18 protein-coding genes are annotated in these 19,125 nt (G+C 60.0%); 13 read left to right on the top strand and 5 right to left on the bottom strand.

Going from position 1 to position 19,125, the window contains the following annotated elements; genetic code table 11:
• Nucleotides 1-233: 233 nt before the first annotated feature.
• Nucleotides 234-602 (bottom strand): DUF4870 domain-containing protein, encoded by a 369-nt coding sequence (locus CKW26_RS16030; RefSeq protein ID WP_007920344.1) that lies wholly within the window; start codon nt 600-602, stop codon nt 234-236.
• A 28-nt stretch (nt 603-630) separates the two neighbouring features.
• Complete coding sequence (gene rph / locus CKW26_RS16025; protein WP_016985814.1) at nt 631-1,353, bottom strand: ribonuclease PH; 723 nt, start codon at nt 1,351-1,353, stop codon at nt 631-633.
• A 271-nt stretch (nt 1,354-1,624) separates the two neighbouring features.
• Here rph and CKW26_RS16020 point away from each other — a divergent pair, with 271 nt between their 5' ends.
• From CKW26_RS16020 to CKW26_RS15995, 6 genes are all read left to right on the top strand, one after another.
• Nucleotides 1,625-2,488, top strand: coding sequence for a YicC/YloC family endoribonuclease (locus CKW26_RS16020; protein WP_093429970.1), 864 nt, complete (start codon nt 1,625-1,627; stop codon nt 2,486-2,488).
• Between the two features lie 12 nt (nt 2,489-2,500).
• Nucleotides 2,501-3,121, top strand: a complete 621-nt coding sequence (gmk, locus tag CKW26_RS16015; protein WP_008078609.1) for a guanylate kinase — start codon at nt 2,501-2,503, stop codon at nt 3,119-3,121.
• Nucleotides 3,122-3,288: 167 nt separating this feature from the next.
• The gene (gene rpoZ, locus CKW26_RS16010; RefSeq protein ID WP_008030604.1) at nt 3,289-3,552 is read left to right on the top strand and encodes a DNA-directed RNA polymerase subunit omega; all 264 of its coding nucleotides are present in this window, start codon (nt 3,289-3,291) and stop codon (nt 3,550-3,552) included.
• Nucleotides 3,553-3,609: 57 nt separating this feature from the next.
• Nucleotides 3,610-5,715, top strand: a complete 2,106-nt coding sequence (spoT, locus tag CKW26_RS16005) for a bifunctional GTP diphosphokinase/guanosine-3',5'-bis pyrophosphate 3'-pyrophosphohydrolase (RefSeq protein WP_007920338.1) — start codon at nt 3,610-3,612, stop codon at nt 5,713-5,715.
• A 24-nt stretch (nt 5,716-5,739) separates the two neighbouring features.
• Nucleotides 5,740-6,120: a RidA family protein gene (locus CKW26_RS16000; protein WP_003229509.1), complete on the top strand. Its 381-nt coding sequence runs from the start codon at nt 5,740-5,742 to the stop codon at nt 6,118-6,120.
• A gap of 68 nt (nt 6,121-6,188) precedes the next feature.
• Nucleotides 6,189-6,929 carry a hypothetical protein gene (locus tag CKW26_RS15995; RefSeq protein ID WP_095049323.1) on the top strand — a complete coding sequence of 247 codons (741 nt, stop codon included), beginning with the start codon at nt 6,189-6,191 and terminating at the stop codon, nt 6,927-6,929.
• A 139-nt stretch (nt 6,930-7,068) separates the two neighbouring features.
• On the opposite strand, the gene CKW26_RS15990 is transcribed toward CKW26_RS15995, so the two are convergent.
• Nucleotides 7,069-7,926, bottom strand: a complete 858-nt coding sequence (locus tag CKW26_RS15990; RefSeq protein WP_095049322.1) for an SDR family oxidoreductase — start codon at nt 7,924-7,926, stop codon at nt 7,069-7,071.
• Between the two features lie 188 nt (nt 7,927-8,114).
• Between CKW26_RS15990 and exbB the strand changes: the two genes are divergently transcribed.
• From exbB to CKW26_RS15960, 6 genes are all read left to right on the top strand, one after another.
• Nucleotides 8,115-9,074: a tonB-system energizer ExbB gene (gene exbB, locus CKW26_RS15985; protein WP_095049321.1), complete on the top strand. Its 960-nt coding sequence runs from the start codon at nt 8,115-8,117 to the stop codon at nt 9,072-9,074.
• A gap of 6 nt (nt 9,075-9,080) precedes the next feature.
• Nucleotides 9,081-9,509 carry a TonB system transport protein ExbD gene (gene exbD / locus CKW26_RS15980; RefSeq protein ID WP_007920333.1) on the top strand — a complete coding sequence of 143 codons (429 nt, stop codon included), beginning with the start codon at nt 9,081-9,083 and terminating at the stop codon, nt 9,507-9,509.
• Entirely contained in the window at nt 9,506-10,252 is a 747-nt protein-coding gene (locus CKW26_RS15975; RefSeq protein WP_093429658.1) for an energy transducer TonB, read from the top strand. Before exbD ends, CKW26_RS15975 begins: the two co-directional genes overlap by 4 nt.
• A gap of 183 nt (nt 10,253-10,435) precedes the next feature.
• The gene (locus CKW26_RS15970) at nt 10,436-11,365 is read left to right on the top strand and encodes a hydrogen peroxide-inducible genes activator (protein WP_007920331.1); all 930 of its coding nucleotides are present in this window, start codon (nt 10,436-10,438) and stop codon (nt 11,363-11,365) included.
• Between the two features lie 9 nt (nt 11,366-11,374).
• Nucleotides 11,375-13,450, top strand: coding sequence for an ATP-dependent DNA helicase RecG (gene recG, locus CKW26_RS15965; protein ID WP_095049320.1), 2,076 nt, complete (start codon nt 11,375-11,377; stop codon nt 13,448-13,450).
• Nucleotides 13,451-13,529: 79 nt separating this feature from the next.
• Nucleotides 13,530-14,930, top strand: coding sequence for an aminoacyl-tRNA deacylase and HDOD domain-containing protein (locus tag CKW26_RS15960; protein WP_095049319.1), 1,401 nt, complete (start codon nt 13,530-13,532; stop codon nt 14,928-14,930).
• A gap of 64 nt (nt 14,931-14,994) precedes the next feature.
• Here the strand turns inward: CKW26_RS15960 and CKW26_RS15955 are convergent, their stop codons facing one another.
• Nucleotides 14,995-17,607, bottom strand: a complete 2,613-nt coding sequence (locus tag CKW26_RS15955) for a hypothetical protein (RefSeq protein WP_095049318.1) — start codon at nt 17,605-17,607, stop codon at nt 14,995-14,997.
• Between the two features lie 192 nt (nt 17,608-17,799).
• Nucleotides 17,800-18,183, bottom strand: coding sequence for a hypothetical protein (locus CKW26_RS15950; protein WP_007920327.1), 384 nt, complete (start codon nt 18,181-18,183; stop codon nt 17,800-17,802).
• 431 nt (nt 18,184-18,614) lie between these two features.
• Here CKW26_RS15950 and CKW26_RS15945 point away from each other — a divergent pair, with 431 nt between their 5' ends.
• Nucleotides 18,615-18,977 (top strand): DUF6124 family protein, encoded by a 363-nt coding sequence (locus CKW26_RS15945; RefSeq protein WP_095049317.1) that lies wholly within the window; start codon nt 18,615-18,617, stop codon nt 18,975-18,977.
• The last annotated feature ends 148 nt before the right edge of the window (nt 18,978-19,125 follow it).

Below are 19,125 nucleotides of genomic sequence, written 5' to 3'. Positions count from 1 at the left end.
TTAATATTTCAGGAGAAATATTATCCGAGCAACTTTAACAATCGTCGCCTTTGATTCCAAGGCCATGAATCCTAACTAAGCCGATGCAGTTGTGACTAAAAGTGTATATACAGAAAGAGTATCGACCGATCATCGCGATCAGATCATTCCTACCCATAATAGCGATTAATTTTGTTGCATTAATAAAATGCCCTGACAGGTCAGGGCATTTGTTTTAAAACTTTTCGAGCGCCTTATTTGATCAGTCGCCAGGTAAACGGATATCGGTAAGGAAAACCTTCATTGGCCTTCACACCGGCGATGATGGTCAAAACGAGCGCACCGATAGCCAGTATCCCCAACAGGAAGAACCCGATGATCAGCACCATCAGCAGGAAACAGATCAACGAGGCGATGGCGACGGTGATCTGAAAATTCAGCGCCTCCTTGCCTTGAGCGTCGATGAACGGGTCCGTTTCGCGCTTCATCTGCCAGAGGATCAACGGCCCGATCAGATTGCCGAACGGAATCCAGATCCCCAGCAAGGCCGACAAATGACAAAACATCGCCCACTGGCGAACCTCCTGGCTCGGTTTGGGCAGCAACTCTTGTTCGTCACTCATCGCGTCCTCCTTGCGGTTATGAACCTGCTCAGTCGGCCAGTGCTGCCTTTTGCAGTTCGAAGATTTCGTTCATGCCTTGCTTGGCCAGTTCCAGCATGGCGTTCAAGTCTTCAGGCTGGAACGGCGCGCCTTCAGCCGTACCCTGCACCTCGATGAAACCACCGGTGCTGGTCATCACCACGTTGAGGTCAGTCTCGGCGGCGGAATCTTCAAGATAGTCCAGATCCAGCACAGCCTCACCCTGATACATGCCGACCGACACGGCACCGATCATCTGCTTGAGCGGATCGCCACCCTTCAGGCCGCCACGCTTCTTGATTACTTTCAGCGCATCAACCAGTGCAACCATGGCGCCGGTGATCGAAGCCGTGCGAGTACCACCGTCGGCCTGGATCACGTCGCAGTCGACGTACAGGGTCACATCGCCCAGCTTGGACATGTCCAGCGCAGCGCGCAGGGAACGGCCGATCAGGCGCTGGATTTCCAGGGTGCGGCCGCCCTGCTTGCCACGGCTCGCTTCACGCTGGTTACGCTCGCCAGTGGCGCGCGGCAGCATGCCGTATTCGGCGGTCAACCAACCCTGGCCCTGGCCTTTGAGGAAGCGCGGCACACCGTTTTCGACGCTGACGGTGCAGATGACTTTGGTATCACCGAATTCGACCAGTACGGATCCCTCGGCGTGTTTGGTGTAGTTGCGGGTAATGCGGATCGAGCGGAGCTGATCGGCAGCGCGACCACTTGGACGTTTCATAGGGAATACCTGTACTGGGGACGGAAAACTGCCGAGCATTATAGAGCGCTGCACCGCGCGTGGGCACTCGTTAAAAATCCAGCCCGACGATCGAAGGCCCTGAAACACCCGTTACCGACGGGATGCAGCCCTTTGTCACACCGTGTGTTTGGGCGCATTCGCCGCACTGCGCTACAATCCTGCGCCTTTGCTGCCAGTCGGCTTAAATTCATACATATCGCGCCTGCGGAACACAGGTTTCGCGCCGATCTGCATTTGCGAGGTCACCGCCATGGTGCACAGCATGACCGCCTTCGCCCGCGTCGAAAAAGCCGGCGCACAGGGCACCCTGAGCTGGGAACTGCGCTCGGTGAACAGCCGCTATCTGGAACCCCACCTGCGCCTGCCGGAGTCGTTTCGCGACCTCGAAGGCGCGGTGCGTGAAGCGCTGCGTCAGGGCCTGTCGCGGGGCAAACTCGAATGCACCCTGCGTTTCACCGAAGAAAGCACCGGCAAAACCCTGCAAGTCGATCGCGAGCGCGCCGCGCAGCTGGTTGCTGCAGCCGAGACCGTTGCCGGGCTGATCAAAAACCCTGCCGCACTCAACCCGCTGGAAGTGCTGGCCTGGCCCGGCGTACTGGTGGGCGATGCGAGCGACCCGCAGGCGCTGAATGCCGACGCACTGGCGCTTTTCAATCAAGGCCTGAAAGAGCTGAAGGCCGGCCGCGAGCGCGAAGGCGCGGAGCTGGCACGCCTGATCAACGAGCGTCTGACCTCCATCGAAGAGGACGTCGTGACCCTGCGCGAACTGGTGCCGCAGATGCTCGCGACCCAGCGTCAGAAAGTCCTCGATCGCTTCGCTGACATGAAGGCCGAGCTGGATCCGCAGCGCCTGGAACAGGAAATGGTCATCCTCGCGCAAAAGAGCGACGTGGCCGAAGAACTGGATCGCCTGAGCACCCACATCATCGAAGTTCGCCGGGTGCTCAAGTCCGGCGGTGCCGCTGGTCGGCGCCTGGACTTCCTGATGCAGGAACTCAACCGCGAAGCCAACACACTGGGCTCCAAGGCCTTCGACCCGCGCAGCACCCAAGCCGCCGTCAACCTCAAGGTGTTGATCGAGCAGATGCGCGAACAAGTGCAGAATATTGAGTAAGGCTACCCCGACATGACCCACAGCACCGGCACCCTGTACATCATTTCCGCGCCATCGGGCGCGGGCAAGAGCAGTCTGGTCAAGGCGTTGACCGATGCCATACCGGAAATTCGCGTTTCGGTTTCCCACACCACCCGCGCTATGCGTCCGGGTGAAGTGGACGGCGTAAACTATCACTTCGTGACCCGCGAAGAGTTCGTGAAGATGGGCGAGCATGGCGACTTCCTCGAACGCGCCGAAGTCTTCGGCAACTTCTACGGCACCTCGCAAAGCCGCCTGCAGCAGACGCTGGACGAAGGTCACGACCTGATTCTGGAAATCGACTGGCAAGGCGCCGAGCAAGTGCGCAAGCTGATGCCGCAAGCACGCTCGATCTTTATCCTGCCGCCGTCGCTTCAGGCCCTGCACCAACGCCTGACCAATCGCGGCCAGGACAGCGACGAGATCATTGACGGGCGGATGCGCGAAGCGGTCAGCGAGATGAGTCACTATGTCGAATACGACTACCTGATCATCAACGACGATTTTGCTCACGCACTGGACGATCTGAAGGCGATTTTCCGCGCCAATCAACTCCAGCAGAAACGCCAGCAAGTACGTTTCGGCAAATTGCTGGCCGAATTGCTCGGATAATCAGCACTTCCCAAAACAGCTGCAAGCGCTTTACATTGGTGCTTGCAGCGCGTTGAAGGGCTTGGTCAAAAAATCAGCGCTTCCCTAATCGCTGGTGATTTTTTAAACTGTTGAGTCCGCTCGCCCAACCGGGCAGCGCGCATATTGCATTCGCTCCGAGGAATACCATGGCCCGCGTAACCGTTGAAGACTGCCTAGAACACGTGGAAAACCGCTTTGAGCTGGTCATGCTCTCTACCAAGCGTGCCCGTCAACTGGCCACCGGCGGCAAAGAGCCATTGGTCCAGTGGGAAAACGACAAGCCGACTGTTGTCGCACTGCGTGAAATCGCTGAAGGCCTGATGAGCTACGAGTTCATCGCCGAGCAGGAAATCGTCCAGGATGAGCCGCTGTTTGCAGCGTTCGAGGACGAGTCCAACGAGGCCGTCTAAGCCTATGCCTGGTCGACGTAGCACGGCGCGGGATCACAGCTTACGGCAGGAATTATCATGCCGAGCATAGACGCCCTCGCCGATCGCTTATCGACCTACCTCGGCAACGACCAGGTCAACCTGGTCCGCCGAGCGTATTTCTACGCCGAACAAGCCCATGACGGTCAACGCCGTCGCAGCGGCGAGGCGTACGTCACGCATCCCCTTGCCGTGGCCAATATTCTTGCCGACATGCACATGGACCATCAGAGCCTGATGGCGGCGATGCTGCATGACGTGATCGAAGACACCGGTATCGCCAAAGAAGCGCTGCAAGCGCAGTTCGGTGAAACCGTGGCCGAACTGGTCGACGGGGTCAGCAAACTGACCCAGATGAATTTCGAGACCAAGGCCGAAGCCCAAGCCGAAAACTTCCAGAAAATGGCCATGGCCATGGCACGCGACATTCGCGTGATCCTGGTCAAACTCGCCGACCGCCTGCACAACATGCGCACGCTGGAAGTGCTGTCCGGCGAAAAGCGCCGACGCATCGCCAAGGAAACCCTGGAAATCTACGCGCCCATCGCCAACCGGCTGGGCATGCATGCCATTCGTATCGAATTTGAAGACCTTGGCTTCAAGGCCATGCACCCGATGCGTTCCGCGCGGATCTACCAAGCGGTCAAACGCGCCCGGGGCAACCGCAAGGAAATCGTCAACAAGATCGAAGAATCCCTCGGTCACTGCCTTGCCATCGACGGCATCCAGGGCGAAGTCAGCGGTCGTCAGAAACACCTCTACGGCATCTACAAGAAAATGCGCGGCAAGCGTCGGGCCTTCAACGAGATCATGGACGTCTATGCATTCCGGATCATCGTCGACAAGGTCGATACCTGTTACCGCGTGCTGGGTGCTGTGCATAATTTGTACAAACCGTTGCCAGGGCGCTTCAAGGATTACATCGCGATTCCCAAGGCCAACGGATATCAGTCGCTGCACACCACGCTGTTCGGCATGCATGGCGTGCCGATCGAAATCCAGATCCGCACCCGCGAAATGGAAGAGATGGCCAACAACGGCATCGCCGCCCATTGGCTGTACAAATCCAGCGGTGACGAGCAGCCAAAAGGCACTCACGCCCGCGCCCGTCAGTGGGTCAAAGGCGTGCTGGAGATGCAGCAACGTGCCGGCAACTCGCTGGAATTCATCGAGAGCGTGAAGATCGACCTGTTCCCGGACGAGGTCTACGTGTTCACGCCAAAAGGCCGGATCATGGAGCTGCCGAAAGGCTCCACGGCGGTCGACTTTGCCTACGCGGTGCACACCGATGTCGGCAACAGCTGCATAGCCTGCCGGATCAACCGCCGTCTCGCACCGCTGTCCGAACCACTGCAAAGCGGCTCCACAGTCGAGATCGTCAGCGCCCCGGGCGCACGGCCAAACCCGGCGTGGCTCAATTTCGTCGTCACCGGCAAGGCACGCACGCACATCCGCCATGCGCTGAAACTGCAACGTCGCTCCGAGTCCATCAGCCTCGGCGAACGCCTGCTGAACAAGGTGCTCAACGGTTTCGACAGTTCGCTGGAGAAGATCCCGGCCGAACGCGTCAAGGCGATGCTCACCGAGTACCGCCTCGAACTGATCGAGGACCTGCTCGAAGACATCGGCCTCGGCAACCGCATGGCCTATGTGGTCGCCCGCCGCCTGCTCGGCGAAGGCGAACAGTTGCCAAGCCCGGAAGGCCCGCTGGCGATTCGTGGCACCGAAGGCTTGGTGCTGAGCTACGCCAAGTGCTGCACGCCGATCCCAGGCGACCCGATCGTCGGGCACCTGTCGGCGGGCAAAGGCATGGTCGTGCACCTGGACAACTGCCGCAACATCAGTGAAATCAGGCACAACCCGGAAAAATGCATCCAGCTCTCGTGGGCCAAGGATGTCACCGGCGAATTCAACGTCGAACTGCGCGTCGAGCTGGAACACCAGCGCGGCCTGATTGCCCTGCTGGCCAGCAGCGTCAACGCAGCCGACGGCAATATCGAGAAAATCAGCATGGACGAACGCGATGGGCGCATCAGCGTGGTCCAGTTGGTGGTCAGCGTTCACGACCGTGTGCACCTGGCCCGCGTGATCAAGAAACTGCGCGCCTTGACCGGGGTGATCCGCATCACCCGCATGCGTGCATAACCTGCCTATTACAAGGAGTCATATATGACCAAAACCGTAATCACCAGCGACAAGGCCCCGGCCGCCATCGGTACTTACTCCCAGGCGATCAAGGCCGGCAACACCGTTTACATGTCGGGCCAGATTCCTCTGGACCCAAAAACCATGGAACTGGTTGAAGGCTTCGAAGCCCAGACCGTCCAGGTGTTCGAGAACCTCAAAGCCGTGGCTGAAGCCGCTGGCGGCTCGTTCAAGGACATCGTCAAACTGAATATCTTCCTCACCGACCTGAGCCACTTCGCCAAGGTCAACGAGATCATGGGCAAGTACTTCGACCAGCCATACCCGGCCCGCGCCGCCATCGGCGTGGCTGCCCTGCCAAAGGGTTCGCAGGTTGAAATGGATGCCATTCTGGTCATCGAGTGATGCGCACGGCGCGGCCTCCAAAGCCGCGCCGACTGCTCTGCAAGAAAAGGTTTTGAAAGGATTCCACCATGCGCAAAGCGCTAGCTCTCCCGCTGCTCGCCATTTTCCTCGGCGGCTGCGCCAGCAACCCTGCCGACCGTGACATCAGTGGCACCTGGATCAATCAGGTGGCGATCGATGCCGCAGCCAAGGGCGGCCCCCTGCGCGAAGCGCTTCAGGCCTACGGCCCGAACCTGGAATGGGACGTCAACACCAAGGCCAGTCAGGCCCGCTACACCAACGGTTTTGAGAACGTCGAAGGACGGCTGCTGGGTGAACAGTCCGGCGCCTGGAAAGTCGACTTCTATGGCAGCTCCGCCAGTGAGCTGAAACGCGACGGCGGGCAACTGCAGCAAGCCGCCAGCGATAACGAACCGGAGCAGGTTTTCGACCGTGCACAGATTCCGGTGCCGGAAGGCGCACCGATCGGTGCCAGTTTCGAACGTGCACTGTATTCCGCCTACATGGGCGGCAACTGGACAATCGCCAGCGGTCAGGGCGAAGGCGGCACCGTGCAGTTTCAGGCTGACGGCCAGGTCTCCGGGCTGCCAGGAGCCGACCGTTATGCCTTGTGCCTGGCAGGTGATTGCGCTTCGATGAGCAGCACCAACGACAACATGTGGTTGCAGCTCAACGGTCAGGGCAATGCCTACATCTTTGCGCGCAAGGGCAAGGAGCTAGAGATTTTCCAGGCGGTGAACACCGCGCTGGCAGATGAAATGCCGCAGTACACGCCGGGCGAGCGCAAGTGGTTGCTGGAGAAGCAGTAACCTGCTTCTGAATTCGCAGATATCCCCTGTAGGAGTGAGCCTGCTCGCGATAGCGGTGTAACAGTCAGCACAAGTGTTGAATGTTATGACCTCATCGCGAGCAGGCTCACTCCTACAGTTGTTTTGGGGTGTCAGGAAGTCAGCATTTACCTTCTAGGATCGCGGCATAGCCTTCGCGGTAGCTCGGGTAAATTGGCGTCCAGCCCAACGCTTTAGCCCGGGCATTGCTGCAACGCTTGCTGCCCGTGCGCCGCACGCTGGCGTCTTCCGACCATTCGGTAACGCCCAGATACTCACGCAACCAGCCCACTACCTCGGCCAAGGGTGCCGGCGCGTCGTCGACGCCGATGTAGAAATCCTCCAGCTTCACGCCCTGCCGATCTCTCTCCAACAGGAACGCCAGCAACCCTGCCGCGTCGTCAGCATGAATCCGGTTGCCATACAGCGGCGGCTCGACCGCCACGCGATAGCCGCGACGCACTTGAGTCAGCAGCCACTCGCGGCCCGGTCCATAGATCCCGGTCAAACGCAGAATGCTTGCCGGAATACCGCTATTGAGCGCGACCTGCTCAGCCTCCAGCATCAATCGCCCGGAATAACCGGCAGCGATGGTCTCTGAGTTCTCATCGACCCACTCACCCTCCTGCTGCCCATACACACTGCTGCTGGAGACGAAGATCAGCCGCTCAGGCACCTGCCCATAGTCGTCGAGCCAGCTCAGGACATTCTGCAAACCCTGCACATAAGCCGCGCGATAACCGGCCTCATCGTGATCAGTCGCTGCAGTGCAATACACCAGATAGTCCACGGCACCCACCGGCCAGGTCGCCGGGCAGTCCTCATTGAACAAGTCGCCGGCAACGCCAATCACCCCGTCGGGCAGCTTCGAAACATCCCGGCGCAAGCCATGAACTTCCCAACCAGCCGCCAGCAATTGCCTGGCCAGACGACTGCCGACATCACCACAACCGGCAATCAAAACAGAAGGCGCGGACATCAAAAAACTCCTATCGGAAAGACACAGACTAGCGCTGGCAAAGGACGGGCGGCTAGCAATGAAGGAAAAAAAGATACTCTATTACTTTTGTTAACAAGAATTACTTGCAATAATGCACCTCACTTTTGTTCTCGGCCTCACGAGGCCTGGAAGAGCATCAACGTTTTTCTATCTCAGGTCCGGCCAGCATGACACGCAATCAAATCCCCGCTTCGCCAACCAATCGACCTCGCGCCTGGAGCGCGCTGGCGGCTCTGCTGCTCAGCATGATGCTGGCACCGACCGCCGCGTTCGCCGACGCACAAGCGCCAGCTACCCCGGCCGCGACCGAACAGCACGCAGCGGCCGCCAACGCGCCTGCCGCTGCTCCCGCTGCCACTGATCCAGTGCAAGCGGTAGACGCTGCCGACGTACCTGAAGTTCTCGAAGCCGACAACAGCCTGGGCATGGCCCACGACCTGTCGCCGTGGGGCATGTACCAGAACGCCGACATCATCGTGAAAATCGTGATGATCGGTCTGGCCATCGCTTCCATCATCACCTGGACCATCTGGATCGCCAAAGGCTTCGAGCTGATGGGCGCCAAGCGTCGCCTGCGTGGCGAGATCGCCGCCCTGAAGAAAGCCACCACCCTTAAAGAAGCCAGTACCACTGCCGGCAAGGAAGGCACCCTCGCCAACCTGCTGGTGCACGACGCCCTCGAAGAGATGCGCCTGTCGGTCAACAGCCGCGAGAAGGAAGGCATCAAGGAACGCGTCAGCTTCCGCCTCGAGCGTCTGGTAGCTGCCTGCGGTCGCAACATGAGCAGCGGCACTGGCGTCCTCGCCACCATCGGTTCCACCGCGCCGTTCGTCGGCCTGTTCGGTACCGTGTGGGGCATCATGAACTCCTTTATCGGCATCGCCAAAACCCAGACCACCAACCTTGCTGTCGTAGCGCCCGGTATTGCTGAAGCACTGCTGGCCACTGCATTGGGCCTGGTTGCGGCGATTCCTGCGGTAGTGATCTACAACGTCTTCGCCCGTTCCATCGCCGGTTACAAGGCGCAGGTTTCCGACGCGTCGGCAGAAGTTCTGCTGCTGGTCAGCCGCGACCTCGATCACCAGCCTGAGCGCAGCTCGCAACCGCACATGGTGAAAGTGGGGTAATCGGCCATGGGCCTGCATTTGAAAGAAGGCGCAGACGACGATCTGGCCGAGAACCACGAAATCAACGTCACGCCGTTCATCGACGTGATGCTGGTGCTGTTGATCATCTTCATGGTGGCCGCTCCATTGGCCACCGTGGACATCAAAGTCGACCTGCCTGCCTCGACCGCCAAACCGGCGCCGCGGCCAGAGAAACCGGTGTTCCTCAGCGTCAAGGCTGACCAGCGCCTGTACATCGGCGACGATGAAGTGAAAGCCGAAACCCTTGGCGCCGTGCTCGACGCCAAGACTCAGGGCAAGAAAGACACCACCATCTTCTTCCAGGCCGACAAAGGCGTGGATTACGGCGACCTCATGAGCGTGATGGACAAGCTGCGCTCCGCCGGTTACCTGAAGGTCGGTCTGGTCGGACTTGAGACGGCAGCCAAGAAATGATCACGACGCGCCATAAGCTGACGCGTTACAGCGGTAGCCTGGCCGTGGTGCTGGGCGTTCACGCGCTGGCCATCGCGCTGGCGCTGAACTGGACCGCCCGCCCGCCCATCGAATTGCCCCCACAGGCAATGATGGTCGAGCTGGCCCCGGTTCCGGCCCCGCCACCGCCTGCTCCGCCGAAAGTCGTCACACCGCCGCAGCCACCGGCTCCGGTTGAAGAGTTGCCGATTCCGAAACTGGCCGAAGCACCGAAAGCTGAAATCGCGGTGCAAAAACCCAAGCCAAAGCCCAAGCCTAAACCGCCGAAGCCGGTCGAGAAGAAGCTGCCAGATCCGCCGAAGGAAAAACCTTCCGAGGAGAAACCGGCCGATACACCACCGACCCCGGCACCGACGGAGAAATCCGCTGCACCGGCGCCCGGCCCGTCGCCGGCACAGTTGGCAGCCAAGGCCAGCTGGCAAGGCACCCTGCTCGCGCATTTGGCCAAGTACAAAAAGTACCCGCAAAGTGCACAGGCACGGGGCAAGGAAGGCTTGAACCGCCTGCGCTTCGTAGTGGATGCCGAAGGTAATGTGCTGTCGTTCGAACTGGTGGGCCGCTCGGGCAACGCCGATCTGGACCGGGCCACCCTGGAAATGATCCGCCGCGCACAACCGCTGCCCAAGCCACCGGCCGACATGTTGACCAATGGCTCGATTGAAATTGTGGCGCCGTTTGTTTACTCCCTCGAACGCCGCCGCTAAGTAGCAAGATCAAAAGATCGCAGCCTCCGGCAGCTCCTACAAAGGATCGCATTCCAATGTAGGAGCTGCCGAAGGCTGCGATCTTTTGCTTTTTGCCATAGTCGCATTCCACACTCAGTCTGATAACGTGCGTCTATCGATTGCAGCCGGTATGCTTGGCCCGCATCTTCATGGACGCTTGCTATGACCCTCACAGAATTACGCTACATCGTTACCCTCGCCCAAGAGCAGCATTTCGGCCACGCCGCCGAACGTTGCCACGTCAGCCAGCCGACCTTGTCGGTGGGCGTGAAAAAGCTTGAAGACGAACTCGGTGTGCTGATTTTCGAGCGCAGCAAAAGCGCCGTGCGCCTGACCCCGGTCGGCGAAGGCATCGTCGCCCAGGCGCAGAAAGTCCTCGAGCAAGCGCAAGGCATCCGCGAACTGGCCCAGGCCGGCAAGAACCAGCTGACCGCGCCGCTGAAAGTCGGCGCGATCTACACCGTCGGCCCGTACCTGTTCCCACACCTGATTCCGCAACTGCACCGGGTCGCCCCGCAGATGCCGTTGTACATCGAAGAAAACTTCACCCACGTGCTGCGCGACAAACTGCGCAACGGCGAGCTCGACGCGATCATCATCGCCCTGCCGTTCAACGAAGCCGACGTGCTGACCCTGCCGCTCTACGACGAGCCGTTCTACGTCTTGATGCCGGCCCAGCACCCGTGGACGCAAAAAGAAACCATCGACGCCGGCCTGCTCAACGACAAGAGCCTGCTGCTGCTCGGCGAAGGCCACTGCTTCCGCGACCAAGTGCTGGAAGCCTGCCCGACCCTGACCAAGGGCAACGATGGCGCCAAGCACACCACGGTTGAATCCAGCTCGCTGGAAACCATCCGCCACATGGTCGCGTCCGGTCTGGGCATCTCGATCCTGCCGCTGTCGGCGGTCGACAGCCATCACTACGCCCCCGGCGTGATCGAAGTGCGCCCACTGTCGCCGCCGGTGCCGTTCCGCACCGTGGCCATTGCCTGGCGCGCGAGCTTCCCACGGCCAAAAGCCATCGAGATCCTCGCCGACTCCATTCGCCTGTGTTCGGTGGCCAAGCCAGCGGCACCGGTTACAGCCGGTTAAGCGAGCGTCATGACGGAGCTGTCGCAAGTGTCGGTGACGGCACTCAAGGGTGTCGGCGAAGCCATGGCCGAGAAACTGGCCAAGGTCGGTCTTGAGAACCTTCAGGACGTGCTGTTTCACCTGCCGCTGCGTTATCAGGATCGCACCCGTGTGGTGCCGATCGGCGCGCTGCGGCCGGGGCAGGACGCCGTGGTCGAAGGCACCGTCAGCGGCGCCGACGTGGTCATGGGTCGCCGGCGCAGCCTCGTCGTACGCCTGCAGGACGGCACTGGCGGCCTCAGCCTGCGCTTCTACCATTTCAGCAACGCACAGAAAGAAGGCCTCAAGCGCGGCACGCGGGTTCGCTGCTACGGCGAAGCCCGGCCCGGTGCGTCCGGCCTGGAAATCTACCACCCGGAGTACCGCGCCATCACCGGTGACGAACCGCCGCCAGTAGATGAAACCCTGACCCCGGTCTACCCGCTCACCGAAGGCCTGACCCAAGCGCGTCTGCGCCAGTTGTGCCTGCAGACGCTGACAATGCTTAAGCCAGACACCTTGCCCGACTGGCTGCCAACCGAACTGGCCCGCGACTACCAACTGGCGCCACTGGCCGATGCGATCCGCTACCTGCACAACCCGCCCGCCGATGCCGACGTCGACGAACTCGCCCTCGGCCATCACTGGGCGCAGCATCGCCTCGCTTTCGAAGAACTGCTGACGCACCAACTGTCACAGCAACGTCTGCGCGAAAGCATGCGTTCACTGCGCGCACCAGCGATGCCGAAAGCGACGAAGCTGCCGCCGAAATATCTGGCCAACCTCGGCTTCAACCCGACCGGTGCGCAACAGCGCGTCGGCAATGAAATCGCCTACGACCTCAGCCAGCACGAACCGATGCTACGACTGATTCAAGGCGACGTGGGCGCCGGCAAAACCGTGGTCGCCGCCCTCGCCGCGTTGCAAGCGCTGGAGGCCGGTTATCAGGTCGCGCTGATGGCGCCGACCGAGATTCTCGCCGAACAGCACTTCATCACCTTCAAGCGCTGGCTCGAGCCGCTGGGCATTGAAGTCGCATGGCTGGCCGGCAAGCTCAAGGGCAAGAACCGCGTCGCCGCGCTGGAGCAGATCGCCAGCGGCACGCCGATGGTGGTCGGTACCCACGCGCTGTTCCAGGACGAAGTGCAGTTCAAGAACCTCGCGCTGGTGATCATCGACGAACAACACCGCTTCGGCGTGCAGCAGCGTCTGGCGCTGCGGCAGAAAGGCGTCGGCGGGCGCATGTGCCCGCATCAACTGATCATGACTGCCACGCCGATTCCGCGGACGCTGGCGATGAGCGCCTACGCCGACCTCGACACCTCGATCCTCGACGAACTGCCACCCGGGCGCACCCCGGTCAACACCGTGCTGGTCACCGACACCCGTCGCGTCGAAGTCATCGAACGCGTGCGCGGTGCCTGCGCCGAGGGCCGTCAGGCCTATTGGGTGTGCACGCTGATTGAAGAGTCGGAAGAGCTGACCTGTCAGGCCGCCGAAACCACCTTCGAAGACCTCACTCTCGCCCTCGGTGAACTGAAAGTCGGGCTGATTCACGGGCGCATGAAACCCGTCGAGAAGGCCGCCGTCATGGCCGAGTTCAAGGCCGGCAACCTGCAACTGCTGGTCGCCACCACGGTGATCGAAGTCGGCGTCGACGTGCCCAACGCCAGCCTGATGATCATCGAAAACCCCGAGCGCCTCGGTCTCGCGCAACTGCACCAGTTGCGCGGCCGCGTTGGCCGGGGCAGCGCCGCCAGCCATTGCGTGCTCCTCTACCATCCGCCGCTGTCGCAGATCGGTCGCCAGCGCCTGGGCATCATGCGCGAAACCAACGACGGTTTCGTCATCGCCGAAAAAGACCTCGAACTGCGCGGCCCCGGGGAAATGCTCGGCACCCGCCAGACCGGTCTGCTGCAATTCAAAGTCGCCGACCTGATGCGCGACGCCGACCTGCTGCCCGCCGTCCGCGACGCCGCGCAAGCCTTGCTGGAACGCTGGCCAACCCACGTCAGCCCATTACTCGATCGCTGGTTGCGTCACGGGCAGCAATACGGCCAAGTGTGAGCACCGTCGCAGTTTCTGACAGATCGTTCCGACCAAGCTGGTTATACTCCTGCCATTGTTTCAAAAACGGATACAGACCATGACCGAAGCCGCTCTCGCCCCCGAATCCCCGCACGCGCCGTCTGTTATTCGGCTGCTGCTAGGCAAGCTGGGCATCGCCTACGAAGAAGTGCTCGACCACCACGGCCTCAATGCATCGCGCAAGGTACAAGCCGTGTTGCTGGACGACGCCGTCGGCGCGCTGATGGTGCTGTTTCCGCAGAGCCAATTGCTCGACCTCAACCGCCTCGCCGAACTCACTGGCCGGCGTCTGACTGCCGTGTCCACCGAGCGCCTGGAAAAGATGCTCGGCAAACACAGCCTGAGCCTGCTGCCGGGCCTGCCAGCGCTGACCAGCTCGCCGTGCCTCTACGAAGAAAGCCTGCTGCGCGAACCGAAGTTGCTGATCAACTCCGGCGAGCCGGGCCTGCTGCTGGAAATCGCCAGCGAAGACTTCAAGACCATGCTGACCAAGGCCAGCGCCGCCAACTTCGGCGAAGCCCTGAGCAGCATCCGCCCGAACCTCGACCGCCCGGACGATGACCGCGAGGAAATCACCCAGGCCGTGCAAGCGTTCACCGCGCGGCGCATTCAGCAGCGTCTGGAAGCGACCATCGAGATTCCGCCGCTGGCCGAAACCGCGCAAAAAATCATCAAACTGCGCGTCGACCCCAACGCCACCATCGACGACATCACTGGCGTCGTTGAAACCGACCCGGCGCTGGCCGCGCAAGTGGTGAGCTGGGCGGCATCGCCGTACTACGCCTCGCCGGGCAAGATCCGTTCGGTGGAAGACGCGATCGTTCGCGTACTCGGCTTCGATCTGGTGATCAACCTCGCGCTGGGCCTGGCCCTCGGCAAGACCCTGAGCCTGCCGAAAGACCATCCCCAACAAACCACGCCGTACTGGCAGCAGTCGATCTACACCGCCGCCGTCATCGAAGGTCTGACCCGTGCCATGCCGCGCGCCCAGCGCCCGGAAGCCGGCCTGACGTATCTGGCCGGTCTGCTGCATAACTTCGGTTACCTGCTGCTGGCCCACGTCTTTCCGCCGCACTTCTCGCTGATCTGCCGCCACCTGGAGGTCAACCCGCACCTGTGCCACAGCTACATCGAGCAACATCTGCTCGGTATCAGCCGTGAACAGATCGGCTCGTGGCTGATGCGCTACTGGGACATGCCGGATGAGCTGGCCACCGCCCTGCGCTTCCAGCACGACCCAAGCTACGACGGCGCCTACGCCGAATACCCGAACCTCGTCTGCCTGGCCGTGCGCTTGCTGCGCAGCCGCGGGATTGGCTCCGGCCCGGATGAAGACATCCCGGACGCCCTGCTCGACCGCGTCGGCCTGACTCGCGACAAGGCCAACGACGTCGTCAGTAAAGTGCTTGAGGCCGAGGTGTTATTGCGCGAACTGGCTTCGCAGTTCAGCCAGGCCTGAATGCAAAGCGGGCAAGCGACCTCCAGTTGGAGCGACGCTTGCCCGCGATGGGCCAACCTGCGGCTTAAGCCGACTTGTCCAGGTAACGGATCACCCAGCCTTTATCGTACCCAGAGTCGGTGAAATACACTCCGCCCACCACGATGCGCCCATCGTCCATTACCGCCATGCCGTGGGGGTATTCGAAACCCGCGCTTTCATTGAAAACGGTAAATCCCGAACCAAAGAAAGAGGAGTCTGGAGAACCATCCGCCAGAAAGCGTGCGGTGACCGCGCTGAGATTCTCATCAAGCGCGCCAGTGCCACTGTTACCGCAAACGATGACTGAACCGTCCGTACGCGGCACGCAATGCAACCATCTGACGCCTTGGGACACAGGTGACGAAATCAGTGGTTGACCATCATTGAACACCCGATTGTAGGAGCCACTGAGATTGAGCACCGCAATCAAGCCCTGAGAGACGCCCTCCACCGCCGCACCGCCGGCCACAACAATCTTGTCGTCGACGATTGCCGCAACGTCCAGGCTTATCCATTGATCGTGGGGCACGTCCACCGCGCCTTTGATTCCAAAACCTGTGTCAACCTTACCCGTAGCGTCGAAACGAGTAACGAAGGCGCCATGCGCACTCACCGCAAAGTAATTGCCGCAGATCACCACGGCGCCGTCAGCCTGGGTCGCGGCCGCTTGCGCAACGATGTCAGAAGGCGAAATCTCTGCAAGCTCTAAGAACGCAAAGCCCGTGTCGTTGAAGGTCGTATCGGGTGAGCCATTCGGATCGAACCTCAGAACGATACCTTTTGTCCGGCCGGAAGCATCCTCAACGTTACTGACCACGACGATTTTTTCGTCCAGTTGTTGAGCGACCATCCCTGCTGCGCCAGCCCCTGCGGCACCGCTGGCAGACGCTTGCACCACCCCGGTATATCCGCCGCCGCCCATCTTCGCGTAGGGAAGATAGAGCACACCTTGTTCCCCGAAAGACGTCTGCAGTTGGCCGTCCTCGCGCTGTCTGACCAGCACCAGACCCGTCGAGTTATTCGCGCCCTCTTCCGTGTACTGAGCACGAACCAGCCAGCCGCCATCGCTCAGCGGTGTAAACCCGAGGATCCGGCTCATGTAAAAATTTTCTTTCAGCCTGATCTCGACGTAGCCGGAGCCTTCTCCACCGAAAGCTGAGTCGAGAACACCGTCTTCAAGCAGACGAACGATCCGCGTAGGCGCACCGGGCGTTGAAAGGCGAACGGCAACCAACAATTTGTTTTGCGGCAGCGCCAGCAGCGCCCTGACGTCATATCCCGAGAATTCCGGGAATGGAAATCTGAGGATGCCACCGTCGCCGAAGGTCGGATCGTTATTCAAGGATGGCGTGCCCGCCAGATAGCGCACGAAACGCCCAGGGACGTTGGGAAGATCAGAATGGACGGAGAGTTCGATGCACACCACGATCCGGCTGTCCCCCATGACGGCCAAACCTCGCGCAAAGGCTTCCCCTGCGCTGTCTTCAAACAGCGCATGCCCCGTACCGTTGAAAGCCGTATCCGGTTTTCCATCAGCAAGGAAGCGCGCCGTCACCATGGCTGATTCACCCTGACCGACAACAACGATCGAACCACCCACCTGTGAGGTGTGCGTCCATGCCAACCCTTTTAGTAACGGCGAAAACAGCGGCTTGCCACCATTGAACACAAGGTTGGCCGCGCCGCTGGTCGTGAATGCAGCGATCAACCCACCGTCGAGACCATTACGCAGAGCTTGGCCCGCGACGATAATCCTGCCATCGCCTTCACGTACCGAAATCGATTGCAGAAAACTCTCGCCTTCATCATCGGGCATCAACACGGCCACACCGTTGTTGAATTGACTGTCCGGCGCGCCACTTGCGTCCAGACGCGCCAGAAAAACTCCACGACCTCCCGATCCGTCCTGGTATGAACCGCAGACCAGCACCTTGCCATCGGCTTGAATGGTGATGCCGTAGACGTTATTCGATGTGGCGACATCCACAACCACATAGCCCGAACCGTTGAATGATTGATCGAGTGACCCATCCGCTAGCAGACGAATCACAACACCCGCCGGCAGTGGTGCATCATCAAAAAACACGAAATGGAGCAGGACGATTTTGCCATCCACCTGCCGGGCCGTTGATCGTGATGGGAGGTGGGCAGTCTGTGAGGATCCGGTGTTCGGGTGACTTGCCTCACGCGGCACGCTAGCGGGATGGGGATTGCCGTAATGGGAGATAAACCGCATGCCGTTGGTGCCGAACGCCTCGTTCAGTTCACCGGTATTTTTCAGGCGGACCAGTGCAAGGCCAACGTCATTGGAGGTAGTCGAGGAATATTGAAGGTGTATCAGCCAACCATCATCCTCAAGCGCATCGAGACCGGATACATAGCTGATCCGAGCCCCTTCCAGCGCTATTTCAACAAAACCTCTGCGCGCCGGACCGAAGGTTTCGTCCAGCGAACCGTCGTCATTCAGCCTCGCAATGGCAACCGGGGCATTCGCTCCCGTTAAAGGTATCGCAACGAGTAATTTTGCATCGGGGAGCGCCAGGACCGCCGCCGCTTCGTCGCCCGCGATACCAGGTATCGGTAAGGTCAGCACGCCATCCTGAGCAAATGTCGGATCGAGAGACCTAGGGATCGAAATACTGTGTGTCTGCGTCATGAGCTTGCTCCATCAAGTCAGTTAAGTCCCTTAATGCCGGAACTGGAACTTGAGTAGAGCATCGCGCCTGTGCACGAAACACCTGATAGAAATGACAGTTCGGCTGTCTTTGCGAGCCTGAGTAATGGCCTTACAAGACAAGCGCACCGTTATTCAGTGCGCGTGCATGGGTTTGTTCAAGTCAACGACTTCTTAAGCTTTAGCCTTCGCCTTTCTTGGTTTCAAATACTTCATCAACCCTTGAAACCACATCACTAGCGCAGGGTTGCCCTTAAGCTGGATCGACTTGTCCTGAATGCCCTGCATAAACGCCAACTGCTTGTTCTTCGCCTGCATCGTCGCAAAGCCATAACCGGCATCTTTAAACGCAATCGCAAACGCCGGCTCCGCCACCACGCCAGACTTGCTGGTGATGCGCTGATCCTTGACCACGAAATGCCGCGCCACTTTCCCATCCAGCGTCTGCAGCTGAAACACCAGATCCTTGTCACCCAACTGCTGCTGGAACGCAGGATTTGTCCGGCTGGCCTTACCCATCAACAAACCCATCATCCACAGAAGAAAACGAAATTTCATGCGCACAGCCTCAAAAGGAAAATGAACGGCCGGGGCAGTGTAAGGGATTCGGACGATAACGCCAGTATCTGACGCTGTTGGAAGAGGATGCAGACTATTTCCCGCACGATGACCGCCAAGTCACGATTCAGCGCTCGCCGACTGATCGTCCCCACGCTCCGCGTGGGAATGCATCCCGAGACGCTCTGCGTCTCACCACTCACCTTTCCTACACCTGTTGAAACACATCCCTGTAGGAGCTGGCGAAGCCTGCGATCTTTTGATCTTCCGCCCCGCGAATCTATGGGAAATTTCCTGCAAAGTGCGGTGCTGCCCATGAACTAGGCGAGTTGGCTGGCTATAGATAGGCTTTGTGTGTCGCCGCAAAATCGGTGGCCGGATGTGCAAGTCCGAACTCGGGGAAATCAATTAACTGCTCAGGATTTACACCGATGACCGATGAAACATTCAGCGCGGAAGCAACCTCGCCCTACGAATCCCCCAATTCGAAGAAATTCCACGAAGCCGCCGAGCGCGCCCTCGACCACCATTTCAAACCAGCCGTCGAACCACATCCCAAACGTGAGAACGGCCTCTTCAAACTCTCCCCCGGCACCGACGCCGAAGCCCTCATGGCCAACGCCTCCGAAGACCTGCTGTCCATCAGCGTCATCGCCTGTGACCTCGCCGACGACCTCCACGGCTCCCGCCGCTCGGTGGCACTGGCCCTGAGCAGAATGGCGGACGGGGTGAGATTGATGGTGGAAGGGACGCTCGACCAGATTGAAGTGCGAAGCGTGGCGGCCAAGCCGTAGCGAAGTTTGTGGATGAAAAAAGGTTCTTCACGGAATCCCGGGAAACACAGAAACAAGAACGCCGATTTGATTGATGATGTTCGTGCGAGCAAACACATCTAACAAACCGGCGTTCTTATGCGCGATATTAATACTTTCCTTCCTTTTT

This window comes from Pseudomonas sp. Irchel s3h9, assembly GCF_900187475.1.
GTDB lineage: Bacteria > Pseudomonadota > Gammaproteobacteria > Pseudomonadales > Pseudomonadaceae > Aquipseudomonas > Aquipseudomonas neuropathica.
Note: the sequence above shows the minus strand (reverse complement) of the source record. Positions and strands in the feature narration are given on the sequence as shown.

What these genes read in the sequence shown, in the direction of transcription:
- CKW26_RS16030 (WP_007920344.1), bottom strand. Translation starts at nt 602, where the DNA reads ATGAGTGACGAACAAGAGTTGCTGCCCAAACCGAGCCAGGAGGTTCGC.
- rph (WP_016985814.1), bottom strand. Translation starts at nt 1,353, where the DNA reads ATGAAACGTCCAAGTGGTCGCGCTGCCGATCAGCTCCGCTCGATCCGC.
- CKW26_RS16020 (WP_093429970.1), top strand. Translation starts at nt 1,625, where the DNA reads ATGGTGCACAGCATGACCGCCTTCGCCCGCGTCGAAAAAGCCGGCGCA.
- gmk (WP_008078609.1), top strand. Translation starts at nt 2,501, where the DNA reads ATGACCCACAGCACCGGCACCCTGTACATCATTTCCGCGCCATCGGGC.
- rpoZ (WP_008030604.1), top strand. Translation starts at nt 3,289, where the DNA reads ATGGCCCGCGTAACCGTTGAAGACTGCCTAGAACACGTGGAAAACCGC.
- spoT (WP_007920338.1), top strand. Translation starts at nt 3,610, where the DNA reads ATGCCGAGCATAGACGCCCTCGCCGATCGCTTATCGACCTACCTCGGC.
- CKW26_RS16000 (WP_003229509.1), top strand. Translation starts at nt 5,740, where the DNA reads ATGACCAAAACCGTAATCACCAGCGACAAGGCCCCGGCCGCCATCGGT.
- CKW26_RS15995 (WP_095049323.1), top strand. Translation starts at nt 6,189, where the DNA reads ATGCGCAAAGCGCTAGCTCTCCCGCTGCTCGCCATTTTCCTCGGCGGC.
- CKW26_RS15990 (WP_095049322.1), bottom strand. Translation starts at nt 7,926, where the DNA reads ATGTCCGCGCCTTCTGTTTTGATTGCCGGTTGTGGTGATGTCGGCAGT.
- exbB (WP_095049321.1), top strand. Translation starts at nt 8,115, where the DNA reads ATGACACGCAATCAAATCCCCGCTTCGCCAACCAATCGACCTCGCGCC.
- exbD (WP_007920333.1), top strand. Translation starts at nt 9,081, where the DNA reads ATGGGCCTGCATTTGAAAGAAGGCGCAGACGACGATCTGGCCGAGAAC.
- CKW26_RS15975 (WP_093429658.1), top strand. Translation starts at nt 9,506, where the DNA reads ATGATCACGACGCGCCATAAGCTGACGCGTTACAGCGGTAGCCTGGCC.
- CKW26_RS15970 (WP_007920331.1), top strand. Translation starts at nt 10,436, where the DNA reads ATGACCCTCACAGAATTACGCTACATCGTTACCCTCGCCCAAGAGCAG.
- recG (WP_095049320.1), top strand. Translation starts at nt 11,375, where the DNA reads ATGACGGAGCTGTCGCAAGTGTCGGTGACGGCACTCAAGGGTGTCGGC.
- CKW26_RS15960 (WP_095049319.1), top strand. Translation starts at nt 13,530, where the DNA reads ATGACCGAAGCCGCTCTCGCCCCCGAATCCCCGCACGCGCCGTCTGTT.
- CKW26_RS15955 (WP_095049318.1), bottom strand. Translation starts at nt 17,607, where the DNA reads ATGACGCAGACACACAGTATTTCGATCCCTAGGTCTCTCGATCCGACA.
- CKW26_RS15950 (WP_007920327.1), bottom strand. Translation starts at nt 18,183, where the DNA reads ATGAAATTTCGTTTTCTTCTGTGGATGATGGGTTTGTTGATGGGTAAG.
- CKW26_RS15945 (WP_095049317.1), top strand. Translation starts at nt 18,615, where the DNA reads ATGACCGATGAAACATTCAGCGCGGAAGCAACCTCGCCCTACGAATCC.